Origin of the sequence: Pseudomonas sp. NPDC087598, from assembly GCF_044743525.1 — a bacterium.
Taxonomy (GTDB): domain Bacteria; phylum Pseudomonadota; class Gammaproteobacteria; order Pseudomonadales; family Pseudomonadaceae; genus Aquipseudomonas.
The window spans coordinates 17,073-32,810 of sequence record NZ_JBIUWQ010000036.1 but is presented as its reverse complement, the minus strand read 5'-3'; the positions used below and the strand labels follow the sequence as shown (position 1 = coordinate 32,810).

At 58.7% G+C, this 15,738-nt stretch carries 12 protein-coding genes and 1 pseudogene; 8 read left to right on the top strand and 5 right to left on the bottom strand.

Translation table 11 applies throughout. The annotated features are described in order from the left end of the window. Positions 1-233 precede the first annotated feature (233 nt). The 5 genes from ACIOWE_RS19200 (at position 234) to ACIOWE_RS19180 (ending at position 6,102) form a co-directional block, all read left to right on the top strand. Positions 234-1,523 (top strand): phospholipase, encoded by a 1,290-nt coding sequence (locus ACIOWE_RS19200; RefSeq protein WP_401394522.1) that lies wholly within the window; start codon positions 234-236, stop codon positions 1,521-1,523. A gap of 58 nt (positions 1,524-1,581) precedes the next feature. Continuing rightward, a complete protein-coding gene (locus ACIOWE_RS19195) occupies positions 1,582-3,540 on the top strand; it encodes a DUF1302 domain-containing protein (protein WP_401394519.1) in 1,959 nt (652 codons plus the stop codon). 196 nt (positions 3,541-3,736) lie between these two features. Further along, positions 3,737-5,065 (top strand): DUF1329 domain-containing protein, encoded by a 1,329-nt coding sequence (locus ACIOWE_RS19190; protein ID WP_401394598.1) that lies wholly within the window; start codon positions 3,737-3,739, stop codon positions 5,063-5,065. A gap of 157 nt (positions 5,066-5,222) precedes the next feature. Continuing rightward, positions 5,223-5,576 (top strand): type II toxin-antitoxin system HigB family toxin, encoded by a 354-nt coding sequence (locus ACIOWE_RS19185; RefSeq protein ID WP_242489354.1) that lies wholly within the window; start codon positions 5,223-5,225, stop codon positions 5,574-5,576. 52 nt (positions 5,577-5,628) lie between these two features. Then, a complete protein-coding gene (locus ACIOWE_RS19180; RefSeq protein ID WP_201234310.1) occupies positions 5,629-6,102 on the top strand; it encodes a transcriptional regulator in 474 nt (157 codons plus the stop codon). A gap of 145 nt (positions 6,103-6,247) precedes the next feature. Here the strand turns inward: ACIOWE_RS19180 and ACIOWE_RS19175 are convergent, their stop codons facing one another. Both ACIOWE_RS19175 and ACIOWE_RS19170 read right to left on the bottom strand, forming a co-directional pair. Next, a complete protein-coding gene (locus tag ACIOWE_RS19175; protein WP_371042694.1) occupies positions 6,248-6,961 on the bottom strand; it encodes a methyl-accepting chemotaxis protein in 714 nt (237 codons plus the stop codon). A gap of 144 nt (positions 6,962-7,105) precedes the next feature. After that, positions 7,106-8,032: pseudogene (locus ACIOWE_RS19170) on the bottom strand (methyl-accepting chemotaxis protein); the annotation flags it as partial. Between the two features lie 378 nt (positions 8,033-8,410). Between ACIOWE_RS19170 and ACIOWE_RS19165 the strand changes: the two are divergent. After that, positions 8,411-9,082 carry a histidine phosphatase family protein gene (locus ACIOWE_RS19165; RefSeq protein WP_401394516.1) on the top strand — a complete coding sequence of 224 codons (672 nt, stop codon included), beginning with the start codon at positions 8,411-8,413 and terminating at the stop codon, positions 9,080-9,082. Continuing rightward, positions 9,079-9,900 (top strand): phosphatase PAP2 family protein, encoded by an 822-nt coding sequence (locus ACIOWE_RS19160; RefSeq protein ID WP_401394513.1) that lies wholly within the window; start codon positions 9,079-9,081, stop codon positions 9,898-9,900. The genes ACIOWE_RS19165 and ACIOWE_RS19160 overlap by 4 nt, the downstream gene beginning before the upstream one ends. Here ACIOWE_RS19160 and ACIOWE_RS19155 read toward each other — a convergent pair. From ACIOWE_RS19155 to ACIOWE_RS19145, 3 genes are all read right to left on the bottom strand, one after another. Further along, a complete protein-coding gene (locus tag ACIOWE_RS19155; protein ID WP_401394594.1) occupies positions 9,879-11,726 on the bottom strand; it encodes a CocE/NonD family hydrolase in 1,848 nt (615 codons plus the stop codon). The two genes, ACIOWE_RS19160 and ACIOWE_RS19155, sit on opposite strands and share 22 nt — an antisense overlap. 88 nt (positions 11,727-11,814) lie before the next feature. Beyond that, complete coding sequence (locus ACIOWE_RS19150; RefSeq protein ID WP_401394510.1) at positions 11,815-13,257, bottom strand: YfcC family protein; 1,443 nt, start codon at positions 13,255-13,257, stop codon at positions 11,815-11,817. A gap of 106 nt (positions 13,258-13,363) precedes the next feature. Next, the gene (locus ACIOWE_RS19145) at positions 13,364-14,284 is read right to left on the bottom strand and encodes a LysR family transcriptional regulator (RefSeq protein ID WP_401394507.1); all 921 of its coding nucleotides are present in this window, start codon (positions 14,282-14,284) and stop codon (positions 13,364-13,366) included. Positions 14,285-14,514: 230 nt separating this feature from the next. Between ACIOWE_RS19145 and ACIOWE_RS19140 the strand changes: the two genes are divergently transcribed. Then, positions 14,515-15,738 carry an OprD family porin gene (locus tag ACIOWE_RS19140; protein WP_401394505.1) on the top strand — a complete coding sequence of 408 codons (1,224 nt, stop codon included), beginning with the start codon at positions 14,515-14,517 and terminating at the stop codon, positions 15,736-15,738.

Below are 15,738 nucleotides of genomic sequence, written 5' to 3'. Positions count from 1 at the left end.
CCTATCCCTTGTGGGAGCGAGCCTGCTCGCGAAGGCGGGTATATCCGTTAATCAACGCTGACTGACACTCCGCATTCGCGAGCAGGCTCGCTCCCACAGGGGGCGGCGGTGTTTTGGCGATCGGGTAAATGGCGCCATTGGAGAGCTTTTCTGGTGAGATCGGACAGTGTCAGCGGCGGGGGTGGTTGTTAGGCTCATCCCCCACGGCACATCCAATAAAAAGAACCAGAAGCATGAAGCTGACATTCCTCCTGTTGCTGCTTTTTGCAACGGCCCCGAGCGCTTGGGGTTGGTCAAACCATACGGTGGGCAGTTACCTGGCATTGCAGGATCTGCCAGCGCTGCGTGATGCACCGCCGGTTGCAGTCGAGCCACTGGAACAGTTTCTGACTGAACAATATCCAGCCATCGTCGCACTGCTGGAACAACAGGAAAGCTTCGCCCGCGAGCACTTCGCCGAGTACCCGCCACGCCCCGATGAACTGAAAATGCCCGCCGTGCCGGGGGACAATTTGCGCCACGCGTTCCTTACCGCGCTGCGCATCAATCCGGAGATTCATCTGGCGATGGTCATCCAGCCGTTGCCGGGCAAAGACCTGCTCGAACGTGAGCACCTCAGCGCCGATCAAGTCATGGTCGAACAGACCTTGTCACCGTGGAATCGCCAGCGTTTTATCCGCGTGGCCGACGGTGAACAAGTCGCGCCGCTTGCGGTGTTGGCCAGCGCCGCCGATGAGCCGGATTACGGTCACGACATCAACCTTTTCAGCGACAACCCGGGCGCAGTCGGCGCGCTCTACGGCTTCGGCCCGCAGCCGTTCGGCGATGCACGGTTTCAATACAGCTCGCAGGCGCCGTTCCACATGGGCTTCTTTCATGAGAGCGCGGTGGTGTATGCCGCTGCCGGATTTCTACAGCGCAGTTGGCCGGACTGGCGTGCCTATCAATACATGGGGCTGGCGCGACTGGCGTTTGCCAGTGGCCATAGTTATTGGGGTTATCGCTTTCTCGGCTGGGGCGCGCACCACGTACAGGACCTGACTCAGCCGTATCACGCCAAGCCACTGCCCGGCGTCGACCTCGCTAATCTCCTGCTGCTGGAAGGCAAGGCGCTGGCCGGTTTCGCTGACGATAAGCAGGCATCCATCGAACGCGTTGCCACCCGGCATATGGAAGTCGAAAAGTATCAGTCGAACTGGCTGCGTCGTTTGCTGCGCGCCGGACAAGCGCATCCGATGCTCGACGCTTACAGCGATTTTTCCCAGGACAAACAGTACCCGCCGTACTCCGTGGACTACTTGCGCGAGGTGGTCAGCGCCGAGTCCGTCGACGACTCTGCCGCGTTCGATGAAGCCATCGGTCAGTGGCTTGAGACCGCGCCGGTCGCCAGCGATTTCAGCAGTGGCAATCAGCTGCAACGCGAAGACTTCAACCATCCGGCACTGAACCGGCAGTTGTTCAAACTGCTTGGCCATTTCGGCTCGCACAGCCGGATTTATGTCAGCGCGGGATTGCTTCCATAGCGATCGCCTCACGGTTGCGCGAACACAAAAACAATAAGAACAGGGAAGGAGAAAACTCATGATCAACACTCGATTGCGTCTGTCTGGCGCGGCGCTCCCCGGGGTCGGCCTGGCCGGGTTGCTGCAACTCTGCGCGGTCGATGGGGCGCAGGCTGTGGAGTTCAGCGTGCTGGACAAACAGGTGACCGGCTCGTTCGACACGACACTGTCCTATGGCCGCTTGTGGCGGGTGCAGGGGCGCGATAAAACCAACGACGACGTCAACACCAACGACGGCAATCGCAACTTCGACACCGGTCTGGTTTCCGAGGTGTACAAGATCACCTCCGAGCTTGAGGCCAACTATCAGAACTACGGCTTATTCGTGCGTGGCACCGCGTTCTACGACACCCAGTTGATGGACAAACGCAACGACTACTACCGCAACGACAACCCGTCGCAACCGAGCCAGAGCTACCCGCAGGACGACCGTTTCACCAACCAGACCCGCGACATCGCCGGCAGCCGCATCGAGATGCTCGACGCCTATGTCCACGGCAGTTGGGACGTTGCGCAGATGCCGGTGACGGCGCGTGTCGGCCGTCAGGTGTTCAACTGGGGCGAGGGGATTTTCTATCGCGGCGGGATCAACACCACCAACCCGGTGGACGCCGCCAAGTACCGCTTGCCCGGCGCCGAAGTGAAGGAAGTGCTGGTGCCGGTTGAGGCGCTGAGCTTCAACATCGGCCTGACCGACAGCCTGACCATGGAGAGTTTCTACCAGACCAACTGGAAGGAAACCCGCATTGATCCGGTCGGCACGTTCTACTCGCAAACCGACCTGTTCGCCGACGGCGGCAACACCGGTTACAACGACTTCAGCGGCACGGCGCTTGATACGCCAGTGCCGGGATTTGGCAACGTCATCGGTCTTTACAGTGCCTTGGGCAACAACCCTTTGCTCAGCCAGGCCCTGCAAACCACCGGCCTCTACGCCAACGGCGTGACACCGGCCTACGGTAATACGCTCAAGGTCGCGTCCATCGGCAAGGACTACAACGCGCGCAACGACGGCCAGTTCGGGTTTGCCTTTCGCTACATTGCCGAGGAGCTCAACAGCACCGAGTTCGGCCTGTACATGGTCAACTACCACGCCAAGGAACCGACCATCGCCGCTGATCTGGGCGGTTACAAGGGCATCGATATGAATGCGCTGACCAATCTGTTGGCAGGTGTCGCGGGCAGTCAGGCCGGCGCACTGGCCAACGGTCTGGCCACGGCGGATGTGATGGGCAACATTCAGGCGCATCGGCGCTATGCCGAAGACATCCGCATGTACGGGTTCAGCTTCAACACCACGTTGGGCGAGGCCTCGGTGTTTGGCGAATTGGCGTATCGGCCGAACCTGCCGATCGGTGTCGCAGCGACCAACGATCTGATTGGCGACCTGGCTAACGGTGCGGCTGCGGCGGTGACCGGCAAAGCGATCAACGTCGGTGGGCAGATGGTCACTCTCGACAGCCAGATCAACAACGCCGAACGCGTGGAAGCGTTCAACACTTCGCTGGGCACCATCTACAACTTCGGCCCGACGGCGTCGTTCGATTCACTGTTCGGCATCTTCGAACTGGCCTCCGAACACCTGCGCGGCAGCAGCCTGCAATACACCGCTTATGACGGCAGTCGTCGTTACTACGCCGGCACCGGCAACTATTCCTATGTGTCGGGCGGCGATCGTGACGATCAGGTCAATCGCGATTCCTACAGTTACACGGCCATGCTCAACGGCACCTGGAACGACGTTTACGCCGGGGTCAACGTCTCGCCTTACGTCGTCTACAAGGACGACTTCAAAGGCAACAGCTATCAGGCCGGCAACACCATCGAAGGTCGCAAGGCCTACACGCTGGGGATCAAGGCCAATTACCAGAACAAGCTTGAGGCCGAGCTGCAATACACCGAGTTTTACGGCGGCGGGCAAAACAACGGCATTCGCGACCGCGACAACGTCGGGTTCAACCTCAAGTATTTCCTGTGATTGCCCAGAACAATTCTTGCGGCACCCCGTCCCCCTGTGGGAGCGGGCTTGCCCGCGATGACGGCAGCACATTCGACATCAATGGTGGCTGAACCACCGCTATCGCTGGCAAGCCAGCTCCCACAGGTTTCTGCATTCTGGAGAAGAAAACATGTTTCCCACTTCGCGATTGACCAAGACCACGTTGGCGCTCGTCATGAGTCTGGCGGCCAGTAGTGTTTTCGCCGCCATCACCCCGCAACAAGCCGAACAACTGAAAACCACCCTGACCCCCATGGGCGCCGAGCGTGCCGGCAACGCGGCGGGTACTATTCCCGCGTGGACCGGAGGCATCACCCAGGCCCCGGCCGGTTACAAACCCGGCCAGCATCACCCCGATCCCTACGCGGCGGACAAACCGCTGTTCACCATCACCAAAGCCAACCTCGACCAATACAAGGCTCACCTCAGCCCGGGTCAGATCGCGCTGTTCAACAGCTACCCCGACACCTTCCAGATGCCGATCTATCCTTCGCGTCGATCGGGTTCTGCCCCTCAGTGGCTGTACGACAACACCTTGAAAAATGCGACCTCGGCCAAGCTGCTCGAAGGCGGCAGCGGTTTCTCTGATGCCTATGGCGGCGTGCCGTTCCCGGTGCCCAAGGACGGCATCGAAGTGCTGTGGAATCACATCACCCGTTATCGCGGCATCTACGTCGTCCGTCGCGCTTCCGAAGCGCCCGTGCAACGCAACGGCAGCTTTGCACTGGTGACTTCGCAGCAAGAAGCGCTGTTCAATTTCTACCGCCCGGGCGGCCAGTTCGCCGACCTGAAAAACATCCTGTTCTACTACGTCGCCTTCGTGAAAAGTCCGGCACGGCTAGCCGGTGGTGCAGCGCTGGTGCACGAGATGCTCGACCAGCTCAAGGATCCCCGCCAGGCCTGGGTCTACGACGCCGGCCAACGTCGCGTGCGCCGCGCGCCGAACCTTGCGTATGACACGCCGATCGCGTCCTCCGATGGCTTGCGCACGGCGGACGACACCGACCTGTTCAATGGCTCGCCGGATCGCTATGACTGGAAGCTCAAGGGCAAACAGGAAATCTACATCCCTTACAACAACTACAAAGTCGGCAGTCCCGACGTGAAATACGCGCAACTGCTCACCCCGGGCCACCTCAACCCGCAATACACCCGCTACGAGCTACACCGCGTTTGGGTGGTCGAAGGCAACCTCAAACCTGGCGCACGACACATCTACTCCAAGCGCGTGCTGTTTCTGGACGAAGACAGCTGGGGCGCCGCACTGGTCGATCAATACGACGGGCGCGGGGAGTTATGGCGCGTGTCGATGGCCTACCTGAAAAACTTCTACGACCTGCCAACGACATGGAGCGCGCTGGACGTCTTCCACGACTTGCAGGCCCGCCGTTACTACGTGCAGAACCTCGACAACGAAGAACCGGAAACCGTGGATTTCGCCCAAGCAGTGCCGGAGGATTCGTACTTTATGCCGTCTTCATTGCGCCAGCGTGGCACGCGGTAAAAACCACGGTTTAGATTCTCACCACCGTCAGAAAGAGCCCGAAGCCATTTAACTCGTTTGGCTTCGGGCTTTTTTGTGAGCTTAAAAATATCTACTTTACAGATATCTGTATTTGAGATAATTTTGGCGCATGTAGGGACGCCAGAACCGAAAATTTATGAGAGTGATTACAAAAGCGGCGGTTGCGCGGGCCATTGAAACCCATGGCCAGTGGAGAGATGCTCTCACCTTGTGGCTAACCATCTTCGACCGGGCACCGCTGCGCTTTGAGTCGTTTGAGAAGCTACGTCAAGACTGGGCCAGTGCCTCAGGATGGAACGTCGATCGCATCCCTCACTCGAAGCTGAGGCTGACCAGTAAAAAAGGCCCGCTGGATATTTACGTTTTTGATATCAAGAAAAATGAGTGCCGAATCATTACGTGGATCAACACGAAAACCGGCACTGTCTATATCAAGGAAATTCTTCCCCATGCTGGATACGACAAATGGTGGAAGGCTGAAGTTAAGTAGTTGGTCAGAGTGGCCCAAGCTATTTATGTTTAATGAAATCAAAGGTGGGAACATGAAGCGCAAAAAGGTCGAAGCCACCGGACTGGATTCCTTCATAGCCGATATTTCGCCCATGCTTGATGGCTTGGGCGAACAGATAGCTACGTTGTCCAAGCTGTTGTCTGCCTGTCATGACCCGATCAAGAACGATGCTGACTTGCAGGTGCGGATGGCGCTGATCGATGAGCTTTACTCGCATGCTGACAATGAAGACCACGCAGCAGCGCGGTTCGCGGAGTTGGTGTCTGATCGAGTGTATGAGTACGAGGCTGAAACTGTTTTGATTCCTTACTCATCTCAATCAGAAGCGCTGGCGTTTCTGATTTCGGAAAGAGGGGTCAAGCAGAAGGATTTGTCTGATATCGCAACTCAGAGTGCTGTTTCAGAAATATTGAATAACAAGCGAAAAATGACCGTTGCCCAGATAAAGGGTTTTGCCGAATTCTTTAAAGTACCGGTTGAGTTCTTCATGCATGGCGTGGTTTGACTTGATGCGGTGACAGGTCTAACGCAATCGCGGGCAAGCCCGCTCCCACAGGTATCGCGTCGAACACAAACTCTGTGAACGACCGAAAAACCTTTGGGAGCGGGCTTGCCCGCGATTGGATCTAGGCTATGACGCTGACTGAAGGTCAAACGCGGAAGTGGCTGACCATCTGCTGCAACTGACCACCCAAGCGTGCCAGCTCAACACTCGAAGCAGCGGTCTCATCACTCGCCGCTGCGGTCTGCTCAGACACGTCGCGCACGTTGATGATGCTGCGGCTGATCTCTTCGGCCACGGCGCTTTGCTGTTCGGCAGCGGCGGCGATCTGCTGGTTCATCGACTGGATGTTCGACACCGTACGGGTGATGTTTTCCAGCGAGGCACCGGCCTTGCGCGTCAGGGCGACGCTGCTGTCGGTCAGGGCGCGACTGTTGCTCATCACCGCCGAAACTTGCTGTGTACCGTTCTGCAGACCGGCGACCAGGCCTTCGATTTCTTCGGTGGATTTTTGCGTGCGCTGGGCCAGACCACGGACTTCGTCGGCGACCACGGCAAAACCACGACCGGCTTCACCGGCGCGTGCCGCTTCAATCGCGGCGTTGAGCGCCAGCAGGTTGGTCTGTTCGGCGACGGCTTTGATCACGTCCATGACGCTGCCGATCTTGTCGCTTTCCTGTTGCAGCACGCTCATGGCTTCGGTGGAACGTACCACTTCGCTGGCCAGACGTTCGATCTGCGCGATGGCTTCGTTCACTACCTTGTCGCCTTCACGGGCTTCGCCGTCGGCGGCAGCGGCGGCTTGCGAGGCTTCTTCGGCGTTGCGTGCGACTTCCTGCACGGTGGCGGTCATCTCGTGCATGGCGGTGGCGACCTGATCGGTCTCGACCTTCTGGCTGTTCACGCCGGCGCTGGTCTGTTCGGTCACGGCCGAGAGTTCTTCAGCGGCGCTGGCGATTTGCGTAACGCCGTCGCGAATGCCGCTGATCAGGTCGCGCAGGGTCACGCCCATGCGCGCGATGCCTTGTTGCAGGACGCCGAGTTCGTCACGACGGGTGACGATGACATTTTGGGTCAGGTCGCCGCTGGCGATGCGCTCGACCACGGCCAGGGTTTCCTGCAGCGGACGGGTGATCTGACGGGTGATGATCACGGCGGCAATCACGCCCACCAAAAGGGCCAGCAAGGTACTGATCAACTGGAAGGTGCGCGCCTGGGCACTTTCGATGTCGCGACGGTCGAGCTGGATTTGATACAGCTGCTCGCTGGTGGTAACGATGGCGGCGCCCTGATCGGTCATTTCCTTACGGGCCTGCACTGCATCGGTGTTGGCGTTTTTATACGCCATCAACGCGCTGCGGTAGTTGACCAGTGCGGTTTCCAGCTGACGCAGGGCGTCCTGCTGCGAGTCGGCGAAATGCACGTTCAGTTGCTTGAGGCTGGCGATCGCCACGTCGAGTTGGCCGACGGCTTTCTGCTCGGTTTCGGCGTTGGTGGTGGCGGTGTAGCCACGCACTTCGTAGCGCGCGAGGATGAACGCTTCCTTGGCGGCGGTGATCGCCTGGAACTGTTCGAAACGCTGCTCGCTCATGTCCATCTGCTGCACGCGTTTGCTGATCGATTCGATTTGGTTGTACGCGGTCTCGGCACTCACGCTCATGGAATCGCGGGCGTTGTTGCCGGTGCGGTAGGCGTTGCGCATTTTGTTCAGCGACGTCTGGTATTCAGCGATGGTCGCTGCCTGCTCCTTGAGCAGTTTGACGTTTTCCGGGCTCTTGAAGCTATTGATCAGCTTCTGTTGCTGCGCGGCGAAGCTTTCCAGGGTGGTCTGCACATTCTGTGCGGCGGTTTCGTCGCCGTTGGTCAGCATGTATTGCAGGCGCACCACGCGCAGTTTGGTCAGGCCGGCGTTGAGCTGGGTGATGTCGCTCATCCAGTTACTGCGATCAATCAGGCCGCCAAGGCTGGTCCAGCCAGTCAGGGCCAGCACGCAGGTCAGGGCCAGGACAAGGCCGAAGCCCAGGCCCAGTTTCATGTTCACGCTGATGTTGCCGAACCAGCTATTCATCACAATTCCTCCAGAAACGTTGTGTTTCCTGATCGTCGGTTAGGCTGGAAGATTGTTGTTTTTTTGAGCCAGCAAGGGTGTTAGCAGGACTGTATCGGCCGCAAATGCGAGAGCTGAAAGGATTTTGTCAGACAGAATTTGTAACAAGCGATCCCAAGACTTTTTTCACATGGGTTTCACTGGCTGCCCACGCGAGTGTCTGTAGTTTCGCCGCATCGAATGACAAGTGACGGGCGGCTTTTTGTGGAATTGAGACTGAGTCTGTTTGGTGTCAAGCGCTCGATCGACCTGAGTGGTCTGGCGCGTTTTCGCAACACCTGGGTGGTGCTGGCGGCCTCGGTGCTGGTGATTCCGTTGACCCTGTGGTTGCTGGCGCCGGCGGCGGTGCCGGACCTGGCCCACGGCAATGTGGCGGGCGCGCAGGCGTTGGCGGCGGGCTGGGCCCGGGGCGACATGATCGTGCTGGTGCGTCACGTCGAGCGCTGTGATCACTCCAAAGCGGCGTGCCTGAGCGGCAATGACGGTATCACCGACCGTTCACGCAGTGTCGCGGTGGCTGTCGGCGCGCAGTTCGAGCAGTTGGGCCTGAACAACGCCGACATCTACAACAGCCCGGTGATGCGCACCGTGCAAACCGCCGGTTACATGTTCAACCGGGCGACCAGCGGCGAAGACTGGTTGATCAATTGCAAGGGCCGCATGTTGCAGGACGCGCTGGCTCACAAGGTCGCCGGTCGTAACCTGATACTGGTGACGCACAGCGAGTGCATGGGGCAACTCGAAAAAGACCTGAAAGTACCGAACTCCGACTTTGGTTACGGTGCTTCGCTGTTTGTTTCCGCTGCCGGCCCGGCGGCTCCGAAGATGCTCGGCTTCATTGAAGCCTCCGACTGGCGCACGGTGACCACCCGATGAAATCGCGTTTTTATGCAATCAACTTCGGCATCCCGCTGGCCTGCGCCGCGCTGGTGTTCCTGATGTTCGACATGACTACCCTCGACATTCAGTTCAGCAACCTGCTGTTCGATCCGCTGAGCCAATCCTTCCCGCTCGATAAGGTTCACTTTTTCGAAAAGCTCACGCACAAATGGGCGCGGATCATTCCGAACTGGACCGCCGAAATCGCCTTGATCGGCGCGATGCTGTCGCTGGTCTGGCCGCTGGTCAATCCGCAGAAACGGCCGCGACTCGGCGCGTTCCTGGAACGCAGCAGAGTCGCGCCAGTGCTGCGTTTTGCCGCTGATCATCGGCGGGATTTTTTCTTCGTGGTGGTCGCGTTCGCGGTCTGCACCGGGGTGATCCATTTCCTCAAGTCGCACACCAGCGTTTATTGCCCGATCGAGACCACGCTGTACGGCGGCAAAATGGCCCACATCGAGTGGTACAGCAATTTCCAGCTGTTCCATGAGGCGGGGAGTGGACGTTGCTGGCCGGGCGGACATGCCTCCGGTGGCTTCACCATGCTCGCGCTGTACTTTGTGGCGCGGCGTTATCAATGGCGTTTTTCCAGTGCCATTTTGTGGGGCTCGCTGTTGCTCGGTTTTATCTATGGCACGACGCGCGTTCTGCAGGGCTGGCACTACATGTCCCACACGTTCTGGGCCGGGATCTTTGTGTGGTTGGCATGTTTGCTGACGGCACTGGCGTTTTATGGGCGGGCGCGGCTGGATGTGCCGGTGCGACAGAAATCCGCAGCACCGGACAAGTTGCGTCAGTCCGAATCGGTGGCCTGACGATCCAGTTCCGCCAGCGCTTCAGGCGCAATGACGGTGAGCTTCAAATGTGAGGCGAAATCAGCGCTCATATGTACCGTGTTGGTGGCGATGCGTTTGAGCGAAGCCTGACCTTCGGCCTCACCGCTGTTGGGATTGACGTCAAAGTGCGGGAAGTTGCTGCTGGCAATGTCCAGGCGCAAGCGATGTCCACGTTTGAACAGGTTGCAGGTGGCAAACGGTTCGATCAGCACTTTTACCCGTTGGCCCGGGATCAGCAGCTGCGGTTTCTCCCACGAATCACGGTAGCGGCAACGCACAATGCCGTCGGTAATGTTCATCGCGTAGCCATCCGGATACACGTCCACCAGCTTGGCGGTGAAGTCGGTGTCGAGGCCGTCACTTTCCACCCACAGTTCAATACTCAGCGGGCCGGCGACTATCAGGTCTTCGTTCAATGGCTGGGTCTGAAAGCTCAGCACATCGGCACGTTCGGCCAATGGCTGATCATTGCCTTGGGTGCCGAAGAAGTCCGCTCGCTCACGTTGGTCGAAAGCCCCTCCGACGAATACCGGAGCACCAGAGGTCAATGCGCCACCGATGGTCGGTACCGGATGATCGGGATCGGCGCGATAGCTCAGGCTCGACCCGTTTGCCACAGGTTTATCCGTGCTCAATTGACGCTGATCGTTCAAGTACAGGTCCAGGGAGTGGCTGCCAGAGAGCGGCCACTGCGAGCTTTTCAACCAGCGCCCGCCATGTTGCAGTCGGCCGTGACGATCCTTGGAACCGTCGCCACTGCCCATCAGAAATACCTGCACCGGTGGTGTAAGCGCAGGTTCGCCGGTCTGAACCTTGAGCGAGCGCTCAAACCAGTCCAGGCGACAGTCCAGCCAGGTGCGCGCGACATTGCCATCGAAGTTGGCCGCCGCACCGAACTCGACATCACCGCTGTGGCTGATATTGCGATCGCCATGCAGCCACGGCCCCATGATCAAATGCTGGACGCTGCGGTTGTGACGGCTGAATGCCTGGTAGTTGGCCAGCGTCGAGCTGACATAGGCGTCGTACCAACTGGACATGAACAACACCGGAATGTCCGGGAGACTGTCGTAATGTCCTTCGGCGTAAATGCCGGGTTTGCGCCAGTAATCGCTGAAGGTGCCTTGGGCCCATTGTTCCAGTAGATATGCTTCGTACTCCGGCACATGGCGAATCGGCGAGTGCCCGGCCTGCCATGGCATGCGGGTAAACCACTGGTGGATGTCTTCCTGCTCGAGGGCTTCGCGAATCTTCGGGTCGGCGAGAGCGGCAGGGCTCTCCTTGGCCTGCCGCCAGGCCCACGTCGCCTGTTTCAATTCGAACGCGCCACCCTGACGAATGCCGCACTGGAACGCGTTCGCAAAACCGCCAGAGTCGAGCACCATGCTTTTCAGTCCCGGCGGGTGCAGGCAGGCCATCGCCAATTGCGTGTGGGCCGCGTAGGACAAACCCATGCTGCCGATCTGCCCGTTGCACCAAGGCTGCTCGACGATCCAGGCAAGCGTGTCAAAACCGTCTTCGCCTTCCGAGGTGTATTTAGTGAATACGCCTTCAGAGGCGTAGCGCCCACGACAATCCTGAAAGATCGCCACAAAGCCTTGCGCAGTAAAACGCGTGGCCATGGCTTCACGGGACAGGTGCCGGGAGTCGAGCTGTTTTTCCGAGCGCGATGGACTGTTTTTGTCGTAGGGCGTGCGCTCGATGACTACCGGCCACGGTCCTGCGCTATCGGTTGGCAGGTAAATATCGGTAGCGAGGTGGATGCCATCACGCAGACGGATCATCTGGTCACGCAGCAAGCGCATGGCGGGCAATGCCTGTTCGTTCAGCGAAGTCATATCAGAGCCTTGTAAAAACCGGCGTCCATTCCATGGCGGGTGGACGCCCTGGAACTCAGTAACCGGTAGTCACCGCGACCGCCAGCAGCACCATCGCCAGCACGGTATAGATCAGGAACAACGGCAGGATGTAGCGTGCCCACTGTCCCCAGCCGACTTGCGCAGTGGCGAGCAGCACCAACAAACCGCTGGAGGTCGGGGTAATCATGTTGGTCAGGCCATTGCCGAGCAGAAACGCATACACGGTGGTTTGCGGACTGACGCCGGAAAGTTGGCCGAGCGGGCCGAATATCGGCATCGTCACGGCCGCCTGGCCCGAGGTCGACGGGATCAGCACATCCAGGCCCAGTTGCGAGAAGAACATGGCGAAGGCTGATACCACCGGACCGTGGTCGCTGACCACGCTGGCCAGGCCGTTGACGATGGTGTCGAGCACCTGACCGGTGCTGAGGATGATTTCCACCGCGGTTGCCAGACCGATCAACACGCCAGCGATCAGGACTTTTTTCATACCGTCGACAAACGCACTGGCGGCCGTGCTGGCGCCCATGCCGTGGATCGCTGCGAAGATCACGCTCAGCAGCAGATAGAAGGCCGACAGTTCGTGGTACTTCCAGCCCCAGCGGTTTGACGCAAACACCATAAAGCCCACGCCGCATGCCAGCACCAGCAGGTTGAGCAGATGGCGCAAGGGCAACGGTTGGCTTTCGAAGGTGATGACGGCGCTGGCGTCATAGCCGTGCCGCCGAATGCTCCAGAGCACGAAAACAATGCCCACCGCGAGGAACAATGCATAAGCGGCAATGCGCATGCTCATGCCGCTGAAAATTGGCAGCCCGACCATCGGTTGCGCAACGGAGAGGGCGACCGGATTGGTGATCGATGCCAGATAACCGATCTTCACTGAAATACAGACGATGGCCAGACCTATGAGGTTGGACAGTCCCAGTCGATTGGCCATCGCGACCATCAGCGGCACGATCAGAATGAATTCCTTGGCCAGCCCCATGAAAGTGCTGCCGGCGGAGAACACCAGCATCAGCATCGGCACCAGCACATAGATGTTGCCGCGAGTCATGCCGAGCAACCGCTCAAGCCCGGCGTCGATCACCCCCGCCTTGTTCAGTACGCCGAACATGCCACCGATGAACAGCACCATGAAAATCAGCCCGGCGCGTTTTTCGATGCCCTGCGGGATTGCCATGAAACCTTCGATCAGCGACACCGGGCGTGCCACCGGATCCTTCGCTACGCGTGTTTCGACAGCAAACAGATGAGTGAGGGAGTGGCTCTTTTCCAGAACTTGATAAGAGCCTGGTACCACCAACCCGTTCTGGCGCTGGAAGGTCCCGGAGTTGACGGCATAGGTGAACCCGACCGCGAGCAACACGATGCTCAACAGGATGATGGCCGGGTTGATGGTTTTGCGTGCTGTCGGCTTGTCGGGTTGTGTCTGACTTTCAGCAGCGCCCGGTTGTGTGAGGCTGATCTGGGACATGGCGGTAAGCCCTTTGGTGTTTTTGTTTTGAGTGTCGGTACTGCGATGGGGCAGACACTAGGGCAAACGACAAAGGGCTACAACGTTATGCGAGGAGCGGGTCGGGCTATGCGTTTTGTGGGTTGTGAACGGTGTTCATCGACTCGTTCAGACGCTGTTTGAGATGGGCAGCAAAGGCACTCACCATGGGTGGACGCTGTTCGTCCCGGCGAAACGCCAGTCCGAATTCGTAGCGCAACGTCGGTTGAAAAGGTCGCGTGACGATGGGCAAGTGAGTGAAGTGACTGGCCAGCAATCCATTGACGATCGATACCCCAAGACCTTCTGCGACAAAACTGCACGCAGCACCGACAGAGTGCACTTCGATACGTACTTGCGGTGTCAGGTTGACGGCGCGAAACACTTGGTTGAGTTCGGCACGCAAGGCGCGCTGCCGGCCGAGCAATACCAGCGGTTCGTTACGCAGATGCTGCACCTGGATTACCGCGTGGCGGGTCAGCGGATGATCGGCCGGCATCACGCAGACGCCTTCGGTTTCCAGCACCGGTTCAATGTCGAAATCAGGCAGTTCAGTGGGCAAACGCACGAACCCGAGATCGGCAGTCCGGTCGAGCACGGCGCGCTCAATGGTGTCGTAGGAGCCGGTGAGCAACTCGACCACGATGTCCTCGTGATTCTTGAGAAATTCGGCAACGATTTTCGGCAGCAGCTCTTGAGTCATGCTGGTTGGCACGCCCACTTTGAGCAGGCTTTTGTGTGAGCGGCCGATGCGCAATTCGTCGGCCATGCGTTGAATGCGCTGCATGCCGTCCACCAGCCCGGTGACTTCGGCAAGCAGCTCTTCGGCTTCCGGCGTGGCCATCAAACGGCCCTTCTTGCGCAGGAACAATGCGAAGCCAAGCGCCTCTTCAAGCTGCGTCAGCAAGCGACTGACCGCCGATTGCGAAAGCCCCATGCGAGTGGCGGCGCCGATGGTCGAGCCGGTGGCCATGATGGCCTTGAATGCCTCGAGTTGCTTGAGATTCACGCTGACGATCCCCGTGGTTCTGCAAAGGTGTACGCCTGCGAAGAACACGCTTTCGCATAGCCTGATGCGCTTCTCGCATAACGTTGTGGAGGCGCTGTCGAGCCGTTAGTGTCCGCCGCAATGCGCCGCTGAGTCCAGCTTCGCAGATCAACAAGAAACCATCCCTATCCCGTTTTCGGGACCTTTGCGACTGCCCATAAAACCGATAATGCGGGGCTGAGGAAAACACCATGCGTGGACTGTTCACGAGAGGCGGCATTGTGTCCGCAGGATTGCTGGCGGGCTTGTCGCCAGAGTTGATGGCTCAAGGATTTTTCGAAGACTCGCAAGGCAAACTGACCTTGCGCAATTACTACTTCAACGACGGTTATCGTGACGGCGGTGAAGACCGCAAAGAGTGGGCGCAGGGTTTTTTGCTCAACCTGCAATCGGGATACACCGAAGGCACGGTGGGGTTTGGTCTGGATGCGTTGGGCCTTGCCGGTCTGAAACTCGACTCCAGCCCGACGCACGCTGGCACCGGTTTGCTACCGGTGCACGACGATGGTCATGCGGCGGACGGTTTTTCCAGTCTGGGCATCACGGCAAAAATGCGTATCGGCGAGGCGGTGATCAAGACCGGTAACCTGATGCCGAAGATTCCGGTGCTGGTCTACAACGATGGCCGCCTGTTGCCGCAAACCTTTCGCGGTACGCAGATCGAATACAGCGGCATCCGTGATCTGTATTTGCACAGCGGTCACCTCGACAAGTTCAAACAGCGCAATTCCACCGACAGCGTCGATCTCTATCCTCAGGGCTATTCCGGCAGCAAAGGCACTGACTTTGATTTTGCCGGCGCCACTTACAAGTTCACTCCGAGCCTCAGCGGCACCTGGTATTACGGTGAGATGCGCGAGTTCTACCGGCAGCAGTTTTTCGGGCTGGTGCACAAGCTGCCGGTGGGCAGCGGCAGTCTGACGAGCGATTTGCGTTACTTCATCAGTGACGATTCCGGTGAGGCGCGCAACGGCGCAGTGGATGCCGATATGTTCAGCGGCCTGTTCACCTATCGTCTCGGCGGCCATGCCCTGGGTCTCGGTTATCAGAAAGTCAGCGGCGATACCGCGTTGCCCTACACAAGTGTGTCGACGGTCTATTCGTTCTCGAATGCCGGTGTCGGAAAATTCATCCAGGCCGGTGAGCAGACCTGGATGCTGCGTTACGACTATGACTTTGCGGCGTTTGTGCCGGGACTGAGCCTGATGACCCGTTACTACAAGGGCGAAAACGGCGACTACAAAGGACGCGAGGCGCGGGAGTGGGAGTCCGACACCAATCTGCGCTATGTCATACAAAGCAGCGCGTTAAAAGGCGTAGGCATCGAGGTGCGCAAAGCCACCTATCGTTCGACCTACGCCAGTGATCGAGATAACTATCGCCTGTACCTGACGTATGACATCGCGCTGTGGTGA

Bases quoted from the DNA above. Each gene is read 5' to 3' on its own strand.
- ACIOWE_RS19180 (WP_201234310.1), top strand. From the start codon at position 5,629: ATGAAGCGCAAAAAGGTCGAAGCCACCGGACTGGATTCCTTCATAGCC.
- ACIOWE_RS19175 (WP_371042694.1), bottom strand. From the start codon at position 6,961: ATGCACGAGATGACCGCCACCGTGCAGGAAGTCGCACGCAACGCCGAA.
- ACIOWE_RS19190 (WP_401394598.1), top strand. From the start codon at position 3,737: ATGAGTCTGGCGGCCAGTAGTGTTTTCGCCGCCATCACCCCGCAACAA.
- ACIOWE_RS19155 (WP_401394594.1), bottom strand. From the start codon at position 11,726: ATGCGCTTGCTGCGTGACCAGATGATCCGTCTGCGTGATGGCATCCAC.
- ACIOWE_RS19195 (WP_401394519.1), top strand. From the start codon at position 1,582: ATGATCAACACTCGATTGCGTCTGTCTGGCGCGGCGCTCCCCGGGGTC.
- ACIOWE_RS19200 (WP_401394522.1), top strand. From the start codon at position 234: ATGAAGCTGACATTCCTCCTGTTGCTGCTTTTTGCAACGGCCCCGAGC.
- ACIOWE_RS19185 (WP_242489354.1), top strand. From the start codon at position 5,223: ATGAGAGTGATTACAAAAGCGGCGGTTGCGCGGGCCATTGAAACCCAT.
- ACIOWE_RS19160 (WP_401394513.1), top strand. From the start codon at position 9,079: ATGAAATCGCGTTTTTATGCAATCAACTTCGGCATCCCGCTGGCCTGC.
- ACIOWE_RS19150 (WP_401394510.1), bottom strand. From the start codon at position 13,257: ATGTCCCAGATCAGCCTCACACAACCGGGCGCTGCTGAAAGTCAGACA.
- ACIOWE_RS19140 (WP_401394505.1), top strand. From the start codon at position 14,515: ATGCGTGGACTGTTCACGAGAGGCGGCATTGTGTCCGCAGGATTGCTG.